Annotated in this window: 15 protein-coding genes and 1 pseudogene; 10 read left to right on the forward strand and 6 right to left on the reverse strand. The window is 37.9% G+C overall.

Annotation, left to right across the window (positions count from 1 at the left end):
* The 4 genes and pseudogenes from WAZ07_RS00750 to WAZ07_RS00765 all read right to left on the reverse strand — a co-directional run.
* Positions 1-613 (reverse strand): annotated as a pseudogene (locus WAZ07_RS00750) (FAD-dependent oxidoreductase); the annotation flags it as partial.
* A complete protein-coding gene (locus WAZ07_RS00755; protein ID WP_090919941.1) occupies positions 610-942 on the reverse strand; it encodes a (2Fe-2S)-binding protein in 333 nt (110 codons plus the stop codon). The gene WAZ07_RS00755 and the pseudogene WAZ07_RS00750, both read right to left, overlap by 4 nt.
* Positions 939-1,211, reverse strand: a complete 273-nt coding sequence (locus tag WAZ07_RS00760; RefSeq protein ID WP_090919944.1) for a (2Fe-2S)-binding protein — start codon at positions 1,209-1,211, stop codon at positions 939-941. Before WAZ07_RS00760 ends, WAZ07_RS00755 begins: the two co-directional genes overlap by 4 nt.
* Positions 1,212-1,283: 72 nt before the next feature.
* On the reverse strand, positions 1,284-2,954 hold the full coding sequence (locus WAZ07_RS00765; protein WP_461781902.1) for a sigma-54 interaction domain-containing protein: 1,671 nt from the start codon (positions 2,952-2,954) through the stop codon (positions 1,284-1,286).
* A gap of 209 nt (positions 2,955-3,163) precedes the next feature.
* On the opposite strand from WAZ07_RS00765, the gene WAZ07_RS00770 reads away from it, so the two are divergent.
* The 6 genes from WAZ07_RS00770 to WAZ07_RS00795 all read left to right on the forward strand — a co-directional run bounded on the left by WAZ07_RS00770 (position 3,164) and on the right by WAZ07_RS00795 (position 11,285).
* Positions 3,164-4,339 carry an NAD(P)/FAD-dependent oxidoreductase gene (locus WAZ07_RS00770; RefSeq protein WP_336470937.1) on the forward strand — a complete coding sequence of 392 codons (1,176 nt, stop codon included), beginning with the start codon at positions 3,164-3,166 and terminating at the stop codon, positions 4,337-4,339.
* A complete protein-coding gene (locus WAZ07_RS00775; RefSeq protein ID WP_336470938.1) occupies positions 4,336-5,373 on the forward strand; it encodes a proline racemase family protein in 1,038 nt (345 codons plus the stop codon). The genes WAZ07_RS00770 and WAZ07_RS00775 overlap by 4 nt, the downstream gene beginning before the upstream one ends.
* Positions 5,370-6,317, forward strand: coding sequence for a proline racemase family protein (locus WAZ07_RS00780; RefSeq protein WP_336470939.1), 948 nt, complete (start codon positions 5,370-5,372; stop codon positions 6,315-6,317). Before WAZ07_RS00775 ends, WAZ07_RS00780 begins: the two co-directional genes overlap by 4 nt.
* Positions 6,318-6,585: 268 nt before the next feature.
* Entirely contained in the window at positions 6,586-7,482 is an 897-nt protein-coding gene (gene dapA / locus WAZ07_RS00785; protein ID WP_336470940.1) for a 4-hydroxy-tetrahydrodipicolinate synthase, read from the forward strand.
* 133 nt (positions 7,483-7,615) lie between these two features.
* Positions 7,616-9,100: an aldehyde dehydrogenase family protein gene (locus WAZ07_RS00790; RefSeq protein ID WP_336470941.1), complete on the forward strand. Its 1,485-nt coding sequence runs from the start codon at positions 7,616-7,618 to the stop codon at positions 9,098-9,100.
* 571 nt (positions 9,101-9,671) lie between these two features.
* Positions 9,672-11,285, forward strand: a complete 1,614-nt coding sequence (locus WAZ07_RS00795; RefSeq protein ID WP_336470942.1) for an APC family permease — start codon at positions 9,672-9,674, stop codon at positions 11,283-11,285.
* A gap of 373 nt (positions 11,286-11,658) precedes the next feature.
* Here WAZ07_RS00795 and WAZ07_RS00800 read toward each other — a convergent pair whose 3' ends face one another.
* Together WAZ07_RS00800 and WAZ07_RS00805 are read right to left on the reverse strand one after the other, a co-directional pair.
* Positions 11,659-12,246: a GNAT family N-acetyltransferase gene (locus WAZ07_RS00800; RefSeq protein WP_336470943.1), complete on the reverse strand. Its 588-nt coding sequence runs from the start codon at positions 12,244-12,246 to the stop codon at positions 11,659-11,661.
* A 315-nt stretch (positions 12,247-12,561) separates the two neighbouring features.
* The gene (locus WAZ07_RS00805; RefSeq protein WP_336470944.1) at positions 12,562-13,113 is read right to left on the reverse strand and encodes a dihydrofolate reductase family protein; all 552 of its coding nucleotides are present in this window, start codon (positions 13,111-13,113) and stop codon (positions 12,562-12,564) included.
* 472 nt (positions 13,114-13,585) lie between these two features.
* Here WAZ07_RS00805 and WAZ07_RS00810 point away from each other — a divergent pair, with 472 nt between their 5' ends.
* The 4 genes from WAZ07_RS00810 to WAZ07_RS00825 all read left to right on the forward strand — a co-directional run bounded on the left by WAZ07_RS00810 (position 13,586) and on the right by WAZ07_RS00825 (position 17,185).
* Entirely contained in the window at positions 13,586-15,418 is a 1,833-nt protein-coding gene (locus WAZ07_RS00810) for a M3 family oligoendopeptidase (RefSeq protein WP_336470945.1), read from the forward strand.
* Complete coding sequence (locus WAZ07_RS00815; RefSeq protein ID WP_336470946.1) at positions 15,406-16,314, forward strand: phosphotransferase family protein; 909 nt, start codon at positions 15,406-15,408, stop codon at positions 16,312-16,314. The genes WAZ07_RS00810 and WAZ07_RS00815 overlap by 13 nt, the downstream gene beginning before the upstream one ends.
* A gap of 143 nt (positions 16,315-16,457) precedes the next feature.
* Entirely contained in the window at positions 16,458-16,640 is a 183-nt protein-coding gene (locus WAZ07_RS00820; RefSeq protein WP_336470947.1) for a hypothetical protein, read from the forward strand.
* Between the two features lie 47 nt (positions 16,641-16,687).
* Positions 16,688-17,185: a GNAT family N-acetyltransferase gene (locus WAZ07_RS00825; protein WP_336470948.1), complete on the forward strand. Its 498-nt coding sequence runs from the start codon at positions 16,688-16,690 to the stop codon at positions 17,183-17,185.
* The last annotated feature ends 108 nt before the right edge of the window (positions 17,186-17,293 follow it).

A 17,293-nucleotide genomic window follows, 5' to 3' on the forward strand; every position in this document is an offset into this window, starting at 1 on the left:
GCAGCGGCGATGGAGCGAGATGTGATGCATGTAAGAGTGATTTCATGACCGCTTTAGGGTCGCCAGCTTGTTTACTAAGGGCACTTTTTTCCGGAAGGACAATGCGATCAACTGTTATGCTAGCTAACTGTAATTCATTTAAAATCGCAAATGATAAAATATTCGCTCCGATAATGATTCCTTTTTGGCCGACTTGGACGCGGTGCACATTTGTCATGACTTGCGCCGCGCCGATTGACATGACACCAGGAAGGGTCCAGCCCGGCAGTGGGATAGGGTACTCAGCGGCACCAGTAGCTACTAGTACAAATGGTGCTTCTAGCGTATCCACACTTGTATGCACATTCCATAGGTTATTTTCTTTCGTTAAGTTGTAAACAGATACGCCGCAACGAATATCGACCGCTAATTGCTGTGCTTTTTGATAAAGGCGTTTCGATTCTTCAATTCCATTCCACCACTCACCAGAAGGCTCTTGATGAAGTTGTCCGAGTAATCTGCCGCCTGGCTTTATAAATTCATCAATAACGGTCACTTTGAGACCAAATTCCGCCGCAGCAATAGCTCCTGCTAATCCGGCTGGACCTGCTCCAATTACAATTACATCAATCATCGCTTTTCCACCATCCTTCTTACAATATTCGGATGCTGTTTCCCGCTTTCAACGACCATATCTTGCTGGGCGACTGTTAAGCAGGCTCTTACATTTGGTTGCTGATTGACAGTTACACGGCACTCTAAGCAGTGGCCGATGTTGCAATAAATTCCTCTAGGTGTCCCGCTATCTTCGTGAACGCGTAGTGTTCTTACTTCATTTGCTAATAGAGCAGCGGCAATTGTTTCATTTTCATACGCTTCGTATTCAACTCCATCAAATTGAAAAGAAATACGTTCTCTATCATCTAAATTCCCTAAAATGGGATGATTCATAATTCTAGTCATTGTTTTTCACCTACTGTTCCAAATGTCACCGGCCGAACTGGGGGCTGGTATTTTAACGGAATTTCACTAGGTGACACATTTGGGATGACGCTTTCGATAATGCTATCTAATGTTAGGCGGCACGTACGGCCTCCGCAAAAGCCCATTCCTGCTCGTGTTCTTAATTTTAATTCTCTTGCTGTGCATTGATGTTGATTTGCTGTTTTACGAAGTTGTCCGTAAGTAACTTCTTCACAACGGCAAATTACAATGCTATCTTTGTTCCCCATTTGAATTCCTCCTCCATTGTCGTTCATAAAAATACTATGCAAAAAATGTGCCAATCTAGAGGAGGAAGAGGGTTAATTTAAGCCAAGCCGCTTTAATCGATTATATAAAGTGGCTCTTGTGATACCAAGTTGTTTTGCACACTCTAATTTATTTCCATCTAATAGATGTAACGCTCTTTCAATTACTTTTTTCTCGTGCTGATTCATTTCTTCTTGCAATGGTAAGATGGTGCAATCATTTTCTAGAAGTATATGAGATGCAGTCTTTAGTGTGTCTTCAAATGTAATACTTTTTGTATGGAAGGGTAAATACTCTCTTTTTATTACACCATCTGTTGCAAATACGATAAGCCGCTCTATGCTATTACGCAGTTCGCGAATATTACCGGGCCAATTATAACAAAGCAGTTCATGCATGACTTCTGGTGGGAATTCATGAATTGGCCGCTGATAACTCAAAGAAAAATCATGTAAAAAATAATGAGTTAATTCAATAATATCTTCTTGCCGCTCTCTTAAAGGAGGGATATGCAAACTAACTACATTTAGCCGGTAATATAAATCTTCACGGAACAGTCCTTGTTTCATTAATTCTTGTAAATCACGATTTGTGGCAGCGATGATACGGAAATCGATGTTGATTTCTTTTTCTCCGCCGACCCGGTAATATTTCCGCTCCTGCAGCACGCGTAGAAGCTTTACTTGCATTTCGAGCGGTATTTCACCTATTTCATCAAGAAATAATGTCCCTCCTTTTGCTAGTTCTATTTTTCCTTTTTTTCCTTTACTGTCAGCACCGGAGAAGGCGCCCCGTTCATATCCGAATAACTCACTTTCAAATAAAGATGCTGGTATCGCACCGCAGTTAATCGAAATAAAAGGTGCTTTCGGTTCCTCGCTCGCTTCATGGATTGCTTTGGCAAACACCTCTTTTCCGACACCGCTTTCGCCCAATATAAGAACAGTGGATTTCACAGAACATACTCTTCTAGCTAAATCCACTGTTCTTTGCAGAGCGGCACTTTTTCCTTTAATGGAATAAAAGGGATCAGATGAATCCTTATATTTTGCTACTTCTTGTTCTAAACGGTGTACTTCATTGGACATATTAAATAATTTTTCATTCAGTACAACTTGATTTGTAATATCCGTTTCAGAAACGACTGCACCGATAATCTGATCGTTAAAATAAACGGGGTTAGAGTTAATTAAGACAAATAAATCAGACTGAGGCTGATGGTGCTGTCCTACAATCCTTTTCCCTTTATGTAGAGATTGTAAGATTTCTAGATTTTTATAGTCAAAGAAATCGGTAATTGGTCGGCCAATTATATCTTGCCGTTTGACTGAGAATATTTTTTCAGCTCCTTCTGTCCATGTACGAACACGCTCCTTATCATCAATGACCGTGACGGAAGAATCCGTCGTTTGAATGACGGTTTCATAAAATGCCTTTAATTGATTGTAAGAGTTATGAAGAAAATGAATGATTTGTGCTGCTGTGATACATCCTAATGGATTTTTGTTTGTATCAAGAATAATAGCTGTGGAATGATGACGAAATGCCTGAAGTAAGGTGAATAATGAATCGTCCTCGTATACGACTTTGCATGGAAGTTCAGGCGCTTTTGGTGTTGAACGATAATAAAATCCCCCGTTTTTCTGTTCGATCTGCTGTGTATCGAACGGTGTATCTATTAGAAGTTGTTTTATTATTTCCTTTATTGACGGCAATGAAAACATAATGATCCCCCTTCCGCACTGTAAAAAAATATTAACACTGTAAAGGGAATTATACACTTATTTACAAAAAATTTAAAATGTTTCGTAATAAGGTGAGTTTTTCATCAGCAAGGAAAGAAATAATAATCCATTTTGCAAGTTTCACATTAATTGGCACACGAATTGCATTTTAGGTAATGAGGCCATTTCATCGAGAGGAGGAATGCCATGTGAAACATTGTGACGTGTTAGTCATTGGCGGAGGAATTATTGGCTGTTCGATTGCTTATTATGTATCTAAATACGGAAGAGACGTAACGATAATTGAAAAAGGAGAATTTGTTAGTGGCACGTCTTCACGATGTGACGGCAATATTTTGGCGATTGATAAAGATCCAGGTTTCGATAGTCAGATGTCGTTGTTTAGTCAAAATTTAGTGGATGAATTAAGTAAAGAGTTAGAGCATTCATTTGAATATCGTGCTCCGGGAAGTATTCTTGTTTGTGAAACAGATGAGGAGATGGAAGCGGCACAAAAATGGGTAGATCGTCAAAAAGCCGCTGGTTTACCATTTCGAATGCTGGACCGGAAGGATATTCGGCATGAGTCTCCCTTTTTTGCAGATGATTTATTAGGGGGGCTAGAATGTGCCACTGATTCCACGGTCAACCCTTATCTCCTAGCTTTTTCACTTCTGGAAGAAGCAAAAAAACTAGGGGCCAAAGCTTTCAAACATACAGAAGTGAAACAAATGAAAAAAGAAGAAAGTGGTTCATTTGTTGTAGAAACGACAAATGGAATTTTTACTGCGGATCATGTCGTCAATGCGGCTGGAGTATGGGCACCTAGAATAGGCAAGATGCTTGATCTTTCCATACCGATTGAACCGAGAAAAGGGCATATTATCGTTGCTTCGAGGCAGCAGCATGTAGGATCTCGAAAAGTAATGGAGTTTGGCTACCTAATTTCTAAGTTTGGTGGAAAGCGCGTTGTTGATCCACTAACTGAAAAATACGGAGTCGCTCTTGTCTTTGAACCAACGGAAAGTCAAAACTTTTTAATTGGAAGCAGCAGAGAATTTGTTGGCTTTCATACGGCAGTAAACAATGAAGTCATTAAATGTATCGCTAACCGAGCAATCCGGTTTTATCCGAAAATGGCGGATATGATGGTAATTCGTTCGTATGCAGGATTACGTCCATGGACGGAAGATCATTTGCCAATCGTTTCACGCGTGGATACAATTCCAAATTATTATATTGCGGCGGGACATGAAGGGGACGGCATTAGCCTCGCAGCAGTAACAGGGAAAATAGTAGAAGAACTCATTAACGAAAAAGAAACGTCTATTCCCGTTGATCCGCTTAGCTTTAACCGATTTACAGAAAGGATGTTGAGTAGATGAGGGCACAAAGAGTCTTTACAACAATTGATACACATACAGGCGGGAATCCAACGAGAACACTAATTAGCGGGCTTCCAAAATTAGTTGGAGAAACAATGTCAGAAAAAATGCTCCATATGAAAAAGGAATATGATTGGATTCGTAAATTGTTAATGAATGAACCACGCGGTCATGATGTTATGTCTGGTGCTTTATTAACGGATCCTTGCCATCCAGAGGCTGATATTGGCGTGATTTACATAGAGACGGGTGGATATTTACCGATGTGTGGACATGACACGATTGGTGTGTGTACGGCTCTAGTTGAGTCTGGGTTAATTCCCATTCAAGAGCCCGTTACTTTCTTAAAGTTGGATACGCCTGCTGGACTCGTCGAAGTGGATATTTCAATAGAAAATGGAAAAGCAAAAGAAGTGTCTTTTTGTAATATCCCAGCGTTTCTTTTAAAAAGCATTTCCGTTGATGTTGAGGGGATTGGGCGTATAGATGCCGATATTGCGTACGGAGGGAATTTTTACGCAATCATTGATGCGAAATCGGTTGGATTGGAGTTAATTCCAGAGAATGCTTCTCACATAATTGAAACAGCAATTAACATTAGAAACATCATTAATGAAAAAGTTGAAATCGTTCATCCGCAATATGCGTTTATTAAAGGGTTAACTCATGTTGAGTTTTTTACTGAACCAACTCATGAGGAAGCAGATGTGAAAAACACAGTGATTGTTCCTCCAGGAGGAATCGATCGTTCTCCATGTGGAACGGGTACCTCTGCGAAATTAGCTGTCCTATATGCGAATCAAGAAATTTCAATTGACGAAGAATTTGTGCATGAAAGCATTGTCGGTTCTTTATTTAGAGGACGCGTATTGGAAACGACAGATGTGGAAGGGGTTGAGGCTGTTGTAACTCAAATTACAGGATCCGCTTGGTTAATGGGGATGCACCGATTCTTCTACAATGAGGAAGATCCACTTAAAGAAGGCTTTCTGCTCATTCCGCCAATGGAACATGAAATGGAGGACGTGAAATGAAAATTCAGAAGACGTATTCAACGATAGATGTGCACGTAGCTGGGGAAGCATTTCGTGTTATTAAAGATGTGCCATTCATTCATTATCAAAATTTGGAGCAGTTAAATGAGCAGTTTATGCATGTATTTGCAGATGACATCTACCTTTTATTAAACGAACCGCGCGGGTTTGCTGGGTTGAATGGTTGTCTTGTTGTTCCGACGATTAACGAACAAGTAGATGCCGCAGTATTATTTTTAAATCATGAAGGAACGGTTCCAATTCATTACGGCGGCATTGTTGCTGTAATTACAACTTTACTGGAATGCGGTCATCTACAGCCGAGAGCATCAAATGAATATAAAATCGAAACGCTCAGAGGTGTGATTTCAGTTACCGCTATGATGGAGAATGATGAAGTAGTTTCGGTGATGATAGAAAGTGAACCGTGTCAAGTAGTAGAAACAAACATTTCTCATTCGAATATCAATACACAGTTCTCCCTCGTGCAAGCCGATCAATTATATGCAGTGTTTGAGAAAGGTGATATTGCCGCAGAAATTTGTGTTGAGGAACTGTCTGAATTGAAGAGATGGGGACAAACGATGCATCAGGCTCTTGAGTCGAAATTTCCAGTAAGAGGTATCATTTTAATGGATGATTCACATTTAAAAGAGGGCCGAATTAAAACAATCACGTTTCGTGAAGACCAGTATATCGTTCGCTCTCCCGGCTTTGAATCGACAAAGGCGTGTTATACAAGTTTACTTGCTAAAGGGAGATTGGATATGGAACCGCCATTTGTAAATGAAAGTATTTTCGGTAGCACTTTGACCGTACAAGTAGCCAAACAAACAGAGGATGGATACAAATTCACTTTAAAAAGCCGCGGTTTTATTACTGGAATGCAGATGTTTGTATTAGATCCGACAGACCCGTTACCTGCTGGCTTTTTACTAAAATAATGGAAATGTAACAATGTACCTCTATACGAGATTTATAGATTAATAAAAACGATTGTCTATATAAATACAAATTGCCCCCCTTTTTTTAGGGGAGGTGAGAGCATCTGGCCATGCATAGCAGTGGTCAGGACCTGTTTCTGCCACATGCAAGGTTTAAAACAAAGGGAGAAAGCAAGTAGCCGTCATGCTTTGTTTTGCACAACTGCGGCTTGTATGTTGAATAATCAAAATGGAATTATACGGTAAAAATATTAAGGGGGAAATAGAAATGACAACAATTAAAGGAGCTTATCCAGTGTTAATTACTCCAATGAATGAGGCGCAGGAGATTGATTGGGGCGGTTTGAAAAATAATGTGAACTACTTCGTAGAGCAAGGCGTTGCAGGTATTGTGATTAACGGAAGTACTGGAGAGTTTGTAAGTTTATCAAAAGAAGAAAAGTTCCAAATGGTTGAAACTGTATTGAAAGAAGTAAACGGCCGCATTCCGGTTATTGTAGGCACAGCAGCTGAAACAACAAAAGAAACGATTGAATATACGAAACAGGCGGAGGCACATGGTGCAGATTGTGCACTCATTATTAATTCTTATTACTGCAAACCGAAAGAAGAAGAGATTTATTTCCACTTTAAAAAAGTATCAAATGCAGTGAATGTACCGATTATGTTGTACAACAATCCGTTTACATCTGGCGTTGATATGAGTACAGAGTTGATGCTGAAAATCGGAAAAGAATGTGAAAGGGTTACTCACATTAAAGAATCAAGTGGAGATATCCGCAAAGCAAGAGATCTTGTTAGACAAGGCAAAGGGGATATTGAAATTTTCTGCGGTTCAGAAGATTTAGTTATGGAGTCTTATTTAGTCGGGGCAACGGGCTGGATTTCTGTTGCAGGGAATATTGTGCCAAAGCTTGTTACGCAAATGTTTAATCATTTCCAAAAGGGTGAGTTAAAAGAAGCTTGGGAAATCAATGATCGTATTTTACCGCTTTGTACATTCCTTGAGGGGTCAGGAAAATACGTGCAAATTGTGAAACGTTCGATGGAATTAAATGGGCAGGCAGGAGGACCCTCTCGTTATCCTCGTTTAGGATTGACACCTGAGGAAGATCAAAAACTTAAGGATATTTTATCAAGTTTAACGGCTGCTTCACGTGTGTAAAATGAAAAATCCATCAGTAAGGGGGTTCTTCATCCCCTGCTGATAGTTAGTTGAACGAATCGATCTTCTTAGGATTTGGTAGGGTTTTACTGACCGTAAATAGCGGGATATAAAATGTAAAGGGGAGAGGAATATGTTAACTGCACAGATAGAATTAAAGCCGAGGGTGAAAGCTTTTTTAGAAGGAAATATTGAGCTCTTTATCGATGGGAAATTTGTATCAGCTCTAAGCGGCAAAAAGTTTGAAACTTATAATCCGGCAACAGAAGAAGTACTTGCTTTCGTAAGTGAAGCCGGGGAAGATGATGTTGATTTAGCGGTAAAGGCTGCACGCCGGGCATTTGAAAAAGGGCCGTGGCCTGAACTTAGTGCGGCTGAAAGAGCACATTTAATTTACAAGCTGGCTGATTTAATTGACGAACATAAAGAAGAACTAGCTCAATTGGAAGCGCTGGATAATGGAAAACCATATCAAGTAGCGCTAGAGGATGATATTCCGGCAACGGTAGAGCATTACCGTTATTACGCTGGCTGGGCAACGAAAATACTTGGTCAAACAACCCCGATCTCAAAGGACTATTTAAACTATACACGTCATGAACCGATTGGTGTTGTCGGCCAAATTATTCCATGGAACTATCCGTTAGTGATGGCTGCGTGGAAAATGGGAGCAGCACTTGCGACAGGATGTACAATCGTCTTAAAACCTGCTGAGCAAACGCCGTTATCTCTATTATATACAGCACAGCTTTTTAAAGAAGCTGGCTTCCCAGATGGCGTCGTGAATTTCGTCCCTGGATTTGGTCAAACAGCAGGAGCAGCGATTGTCAATCATCATGATATTGAAAAAGTGGCTTTTACAGGTTCGACTGATACTGGCAAGTATATTATGCGCCAAGCAGCTGAAACGATCAAACATGTGACATTAGAGCTTGGAGGAAAATCACCAAATATTATTTTAGAAGATGCAAATATAGGTGAGGCAATTACTGGTGCTTTTAACGGTATTATGTACAACCATGGTCAAAACTGCAGTGCAGGATCTCGCGTGTTCGTTCATAGAAAACATTACGAAACAGTGGTGGAAGAATTAGCGAAACGCGCGAACAATGTAAAACTTGGTGCAGGAATGGAAAAAGGTACTGAAATGGGACCGCTTGTTTCGAAAAAGCAACAAGAACGTGTGTTACGTTATATCGAAAAAGGAAAAGAAGAAGGGGCAAGAATTGCAGCTGGTGGTGAGAAAGTGTTTGAAAAAGGATACTTCGTTCAGCCAACTATTTTTGCTGATGTTACAGATGAGATGACAATCGCAAAAGAAGAAATATTTGGTCCAGTAGTCGCAGTTCTGCCATTCGATACGGTTGAAGAAGTGATTGAAAGAGCGAATAACACTCCATTTGGACTCGCTGCAGGTGTATGGACAGAAAATATTAAAACTGCACATCAAGTGGCGAATCGCTTAAAAGCTGGCACAGTATGGATTAATGACTACAACTTAGAAGACGCTGCAGCGCCGTTCGGTGGCTATAAACAATCAGGTATTGGACGCGAAATGGGATCTTATGCACTCGACAACTATACAGAAGTAAAGAGCATTTGGGTGAACTTGAAATAAAGTGAAACTTCCATCAGTGGGGGCTTACTGCCCGTTAATGCGGGATAAAAATTGAAAATAGACATAAAAAAATCTTTCTTTTTAGGTGGGCAAGAGCATCTGGCCATGCATAGAAGCGGTCAGGTCCTTTTCCTGCCACATGCAAAATTTAAAACAAAGGGAGAAAGCAAGTAGCGGGCATGTTTTATTCTGCATAGCGGTGGCTTATATGTCGAATAAAATTAAAATGCATTTATCTGTAGATGCTAATTGAAAAACTGAAAAAAATCTTTCTTTGTCATGTGGAAGAGAGTATCTGGCCGCGCGTAGAAGCGGTCAGGTCCTTTTTCCTGCCACATGCGAAATTTAAAACAAAGGGAGAAAGCGAGTAGCGGACATGTTGTGTTCTGCATAGCAGTGATTTATATGTTGAGAAAATTAAAATACATTTATATATTTAGAGGGTATTCTATCTACTAAACGTTAAGGGGAATTTATATTGTCCTTCTAGAAAATTATGAAATAATGGCAATAGTCTCTCTTTAAAATACTGAAAATTAAGAAAATGACACAAGAGAGGAGAGGTTAGGGTATGTCTAACAAAGGCAAGTTTAAAAGAGAAATATCACTACTGGATTTAGCCTTTATCGGTTTTGGCTCTATGTTTGGATCAGGCTGGTTGTTTGCTGCTAGCCATGTTGCAGGAATAGCAGGTCCGGCTGGAATTATTTCATGGGTCATTGGTGGAATCGCTATTTTGTTATTAGGACTTGTATATTGTGAACTTGGGGCATCACTTCCGCGAGCTGGAGGAATTGTTCGTTATCCTGCATATTCTCATGGTCCGATACTCGGATATTTATTAGGATTCATTACTCTTATTGCATTTTCAAGTTTAATTGCAATTGAAGTAGAAGCGGCTAGGCAATATGCTGCAGCCTGGTGGCCAAGTCTGACTCAAGAAAATTCTACTTTGCCGACTGTAAGCGGCTGGTTTATGCAATTTGGACTGCTCGTCATTTTCTTTTTATTAAATTATTGGAGTGTAAAAACATTTGCGAAATCGAATTTAATCATAACCATCTTTAAATTTTTTGTACCAGCATTAACAATTATTGTATTGTTAATGTATTTACATGGCGATAATTTTTCAAGTGCTGGTTTCGCACCGTTTGGATTTTCTGGTGTACAAGCAGCTATTTCTGCAGGCGGTGTTATTTTTGCTTATTTAGGACTGACACCTATTGTATCAGTTGCAAGTGAAGTGAAAAAACCGCAAAAAACAATACCGATTGCTCTTCTTTTGTCTGTGATCTCTTCAACAATTATTTACGTTCTTTTGCAAGTTGCTTTTATTGGCAGCATTCCAATTGAAATGCTTAGCCAAGGCTGGGCAGGAATTAGTAAAGAATTTAGTTTACCATTTAAAGATATTTCTGTTCTCTTAGGACTGAGTTGGATGGTCTATTTTATCGTTTCCGATGCCATTATATCACCGAGCGGAACGGGAAATATTTATATGTCTGCTACTCCTCGCGTTGTATATGGATGGGCTCAAAGCGGAACTTTATTTAAAGTATTTTCTAAAGTTGATGCCAAATCAGGGATACCAAGACCTGCACTTTGGCTTACATTTGTCCTTTCTGTTTTCTGGACATTGCCATTTCCTTCATGGGAAGCATTAATTAATGTTGTTTCTGCAGCGCTTGTATTAAGTTATGCTCTCGCGCCGATTACAACGGCGGCGCTTAGAAAACGGGCTCCTGAACTAAATCGTCCATTTTTAGTAAAAGGAATGTCAATCATTGGACCTCTTTCATTTATCATTGCCTCATTAATCGTGTACTGGTCTGGTTGGCAAACACTTTCTTGGTTATTATCTTCACAAGTTATCATGTTTGTCATCTATCTATGTTGCAAAAAATGGGCACCAACTTCACAAGTATCTTTTGCCCAGCAAATCAAATCATCGTTATGGCTCGTTTTTTACTACATTGCCATAATGGTGGTGTCGTACTTCGGTATGTTTGGCGGGGGAAAGGGGTATTTAACCTATTCAACAGATTTGCTAGCTGTTAGTATTGTTTCTTTGGTTAGCTATTACTGGGCGATTCATACGGCTTTACCAGTTGTCGATTTGGATGATGAAGATGAAGTGGAGAGCTCTGATTATGTACAGGTAGAGAATGCGCCGGTTAGTAAATGATATTTGTATAAGAACAAATTGAAAAAACGATCTAAAAACCTTTTTCTCTTTAGGTTGGCGAGAGCATCTGGCCATGCATAGCAGCGATCAGGGCCTTTTTCTGCCACATGCTAGGGTTAAACAGAGGGAGAGTGCAGATCATTTCTTTTCAGTATAACAATGACTTGGATGTTGATAAATCAAATGGGTTTATGAGGTTCTAGTTCGAAAAATAAAAACAAAGAAAAGGAAGAAGCAATGGTTTTATCAAGACCTAAATTGTAAAAAGTCATAAAAAATAAAGGGCTATACATATTAGTCATGTCTAATATGTATAGCCCTTTTACTTCATGTTCAACAATCGCACTCTTTTCTGGAACAACAACATTTTCTATTAATGATTTTTTATCCACTCTGATTTATTCAATATATAGTGATTATATAATTCGTTTTCTGTTTTCTGTTGACTCAGATAAGTAAATCCACATTTTTCAATAACTTTATTTGATGAAACGTTGTTAATTAAAGCTACTGCGTTAATGACATCTAAATTTGTATTTGTAAACAAATAGTTAATCAATCCTGTAGACGCTTTAGTAGCGTATCCTTTCTTTTGATATTCACTTGAAATGGCATACATAATTTCTCTATTCGGTGAAGGTAGCTCATCTTTAATACCTGTACAGCACCAACCAATAAATTCATCGGTTTCCTTAATAAATACCCCTAGTTTTAAAAAATGACCATCTATGTTTGAGGTATTTACAGCGGCATCAAAAAATGCTTTATTTGCTGGTATCTCATAATTGGTAACCCAATCTACCCTTTGTTCTTTTGTTGATTTCCAGTCTGGCAAGAAATTAAATATTTCGGGTTGATTTGAAATTCTGTATATATTATCTGCATCTTTAATGGAAAACTCTTGGAGATAGATATCTCCGCAATCTATTCTAAATAATCTTTCTGATGTTTTATGCTTCATAACTCTTCCCCTTGTAGTCATATTTTCATTACTTCTTTTATTAAGCAATCTTATTCCATTTAACTCCCTTCTCCTTAATTGTGTAATGATAATAAAGTTGTTTAATTTCTACGCTATAAACACGCATAACACCGTCCGAACAATCGAACGATGTTTAGAATAATTGTTTAATTTTATTTATCCTTCTCTAATTTTTAAAAAATCAGCAACAATAAAGTTTTTTAATAAGTTAAGTATTCTTCTGCAATAGTGGAACAATTGGATGAAATTTTATTTTTTAAAATTAATTTAAAAAAGTAGTTCTCCATGATAATTCTAAGTATAAATAATATTGTAAGTAGGTTTGATAACTCCATTAGAATACTGTTTCATGTTCACTAACTTTAATTTAAGACGTGGTTTTACGCTACCAAATAGAGAAATACCTTCACCGACTATAATTGGATTAACCTTTAATACTAATTGATCAATAAGTTTATGTTTAAACAACGACCCAGCCAATTCTCCGCCTCCACACAACCAAATTTTACCGTTATATTGTTTTTTGAGGTTCTTAATAAACCCTATAGCATCTCCTTTAATAAGTTCAACTTCCTCGTTTGCCTCAAACTGTATGGAGTTTGAAAATATGTAATGTTTTATGCCCTTATATCCAGGTTCACCAGGTTTAGCACCGAATTGAAACCCAAACTCATATGTTTTCCCCCCCATCAACACGGCATCGTATTCCTGAATATCTGCTAAAAAGTCTGGGACATGATCCCCCTCAAATAAAAAGAGAGAATTATTAATATTTCCTTCTATCATACCTTGATCCGCAATAAAATTGTCCAGTGAAACCGCAACATGATAAATCAATTCAGCCATTCAGTCATTCCTCCAAGATAATGAATTGCCTAATTAATTCTATGAAACCAGCTTAATTTCCTTTATGTATTAATCAAACTGCTCAGTTAACTGAATAAACTTTATTTCGTTAATTGAATACCATCATTGACATTTTTAAATAACTTTATTGTAAATGTAACTACTCCTTTGGAAATTCAATAATTTTATTGTCATTTTACACTCACTACGCCTCCCGCTATGGGTTACGTCCTCCGCCTAAGTATGCGATATTTTCTGAATGTTATATACATATTAAACTGTATTTTCAATATCTGGATAACTAATCTAATATGTATAAGAAAAGAGGATATATGCTCATATATTGAACATAATATCCTCTTCTTAGTTTAGTCTATTTAAGTACAGAGAGGCGTTTCTTCTTTTTTCTGAATTTACTAATATTTTTGTGGTATAATATGGATAATGATGGTTTTTTTAGGGGGCGAATGCATTGCGTGAGGCTTTACAACAACGTTGGAGTTTGGAGGGAATTTTCCCTGGAGGAAGTGAGTCTTCTGAATTTAAACAATTTCTCATAGAACTAGAGGAAGATATTTCTAAAGAAACAGCGACAACAATAGAAACGAAGGAACTGGAAGCAATAAGTGGATTCGAACGGTGGATCGAACAAATGAATCGAATCCAAGAGCTATCTACTCGCTTGCTTGAGGCAACCCACTTTGTGGAATGTTTGAAATCAGAAAATGTTGAAGATGAGAAGGCTATTATATTAAGTGAAAAAGTAAGGGATATTTCATCACAATTTGAGATCGTTATAAACGATTTTGAACAAGCGTTGGTACATATACCGGATGAGATTTGGGAGCGGCTATTGCAAATGGAAAAAATAAACCAGCTTGCTTATCCACTGCAAGAAAAAAGAGAAAAGGCGAGAGGAAAATTACCAGTAGCACAGGAAAAGTTAATTCAGGATCTTTCTATTAATGGATATCATGCATGGGTCAATTTATATAACTCTGTCACTGGAAAAACGAAGATTGTTTTAGAGGAAGAAGGACAAAGGCAATACCTTAGTTTTGGACAAGTCTATAATCTATTACATTCATCTATCAATCACCATAGTAGAAGAAATCTCGTAAATGCCTTACATCATGCAGGGGAAAAAGTGGCTGAGACATGCGCAGCAGCTTTAAATAACATTGCTGGTTTTCGATTGCAAGTATATAAACACCGGGGAGTAGATTCCATTTTAACAGAACCGCTTCGCTACAATAGAATGTCACAAACAACGCTTGATTCTATGTGGGAAGCTGTCAATCAAAGTAAGCCTATCATAACTTCATATTTAAAAAGAAAGGCACGTTTACTAGGATTAGAAAAAATGGATTGGTTCGACATGTATACGCCTATAGGCAAGGTAACCAAGACTTATACATATGAAGAGGCTGCTGAAATAATCCTTACTGGTTTTCACTCTTTTAGCCCTAAATTAGCAAATTATACAGAAAGAGCATTTCAGGAAGGCTGGATTGACTCTGAAAACAGAGATACAAAAGCAAGTAGGGGATTCTCAGCTAGATTTCCACTAACAAAGCAAGCGCGCATCTTCATGAATTTTCAAGGAACACATAATAATCTCGCTATACTTGCCCATGAATTAGGACATTCTTTTCATCAAGGAATTATTTCAAATGATGTTCCTCCATTTGCCCAGCAGTATACGATGGCTGTTAGTGAAACAGCTTCTACCTTTGCTGAGACGATTATTTTAAATAAGGTCATGCAAGATATTTCAAATGAACATGAAAAACTGCTCCTTCTAGAGGCAAAGATACAAACTGCGCTTAGTTATTTAATAGGAGTACAGGGGAATTTTATATTCGAAAAAGATTTTTATGAAATCCGAAAAAAGCGGGTTGTAGGAGTAGATGAATTGAGCCAGTTGATGGAGAAGGCTCAACAGTATGCGTTCAATGATTATCTTGCTTCTTATCATGATCTTTCATGGATTTGGAATCGTCATTTCTATTTCACAGATAAACCTTTTTATAATTTCCCGTACACATTTGGTTTTCTATTTAGCCAAGGGATCTACGCAAATGCTCTTCAAGAAGGACATTCCTTTGAAGAAAAGTATATAGATTTGCTTCGAGATACTGGGAGAATGACTGCTGAGCAATTAGCTTTTCAACATCTTGGTTTTGATTTAACAAAACAAGAATTTTGGGAGAAAGCAATGCAAATTGTTTTACAAGATATAAAAGATTATCTTGCTTTAACAGAGAAGTCTCTGAGTGTGGAGGGAATGAAATGCCGAATGTAGCATCAAAAACAGAAGAGTTAAGAACGAAACTACAAAACATATTAACTAGCGAATATAAAGAGTTGGGAATTAAAAGTTTGGAAGTAGCAGGAAGCGGTGTACAAAATGTTGTGTTTCGAGGAGATTCAGAAACAGGTTCTTTCGCTTTTCGTGTACCATGGGAACGTGAAGTTGCTAATATAAATGAAAATTTATTTAGCAGTCGCCTTTCATTACAAAAGGAAGCAAAGCTTTCAGAGTTTTGTCATTCTCAAGGAATTCCTGTGCCAGCTGCTCATGGACTGCATCTTTCTGAGGAACTTGATTTTCTAATTTCAGACTATATAGTTACTGACTCCACTCCGATTTCTTCTTACAAAATTGGAGAATTAGCCAATAAGCTTCATCATATACCGATTGAAGATTTACATTATGAAAATGGACAGTCGACAGAAAAGCATATAGCAGAGCGCCTTGTTAGAAGGCTACAATCATTTAACGAAATTACTTCTTTACGTATTCCATTTCCAAAAGCAGAAGAAATTGAAGCAATTTTAAAGGAGGGGGAACAGATAAAGAGGCTGCTTCATATGGATATTCGACCTGCCAATATAATTGGTCATGGCGGAGAAATTCAGGCAATCGTTGACTGGGATAATGCTCTCATTGGTCATCCGCTTCTCGAACTGATGAGAATAGCGGAAGTGAATGAAGTGAATTGGAGTGAATTTAAAGCCGGGTATAAAGATGAGCATATTTTTGATTCTCTTCCCCAAAGTGTTTGTCTGTTTTACAGGCTTGATACGGCGTTGATGCTTGCGAACCTTTTTATCGCTCAGCTTAAAATAAAAGAGAAAGGGCTGTATTATAAGGAACGCGTTGAAGTAATTAATAACGAAATACATAAAGTTTTATAGAGTGAAACTTTATATTAATACAAATTAAAAAAACGACATAAAAACCTTCTTTTTTTAGGTGGGCGAGAGTGTCTGGCCATGCGTAGAAGCGGTCAGGGCCTTTTTCTGCCACGTGCAAGGGTTAAAACAAAGGGAGAAAGCAAGTGCAGGTCTCTACTCCTGAAGGTATAAAAAAGGTTGAAGTGCCCTTATGTTCAGCCGGGAAAACATTATCAATACAAGGATATGTAACCGAATTAGAGGCGGCTGGATTCTCTATCGTATTTACAGAACAAGGTGGCGGAGCAAATATGCCTTTTGCAGCTATTATTATAGCGAGAACTTAGATTAAGACATTTTATATGAATATATACTATAAGTAGGAGAAAAGAACATGGATATCAATTTTAAAATTGAAAAAGTAAAACTAGAGAACAAAACAGTTTTAAAGAATTTGACGGAACTATATAAATATGATTTCAGCGAATTTGATCCTGAAGATGTGAATGAGCACGGTTTGTATGAATATATGTACGTAGATCATTATTTTACAGAGGAAGGTCGCTTTCCATTTTTTATAAAAGTGAACGAAAAATATGCAGGTTTCGCATTGATCAGAGAGATCGAGGAAAATGGTCGTACATACTATTCGATGTCAGAATTTTTTGTAATGAAAAAGTATCGGAAAAATGGTGTAGGAAAACAAGCAGCTATCCAATTGTTTTGTAAATTCCCTGGGGAATGGGAAGTTGCAGAGATGGAAGAAAATACTCCAGCTCAAGCGTTTTGGAGAAAAGTCATTTCTTTATACACAAATAATGAGTATCGAGAGATTAGGAAAGCAGATTGGGATGGTCCAATTCAAGTGTTTCATTCGAGCGGGAGTATGTAAGTGTTGTAAAGTGATAATAAAGTTATTTAATTTCGATATAAAAATATAAGAGCCTTGCTACATTTTCTTGTAGTAAGACTCTTTAAAGTTGTTTAATTTTTATTGAAC

The sequence above is a fragment of the Bacillus bruguierae genome, from assembly GCF_037104725.1.
In the GTDB taxonomy this organism is placed as follows: Bacteria; Bacillota; Bacilli; order Bacillales; family Bacillaceae_G; genus Bacillus_A; species Bacillus_A bruguierae.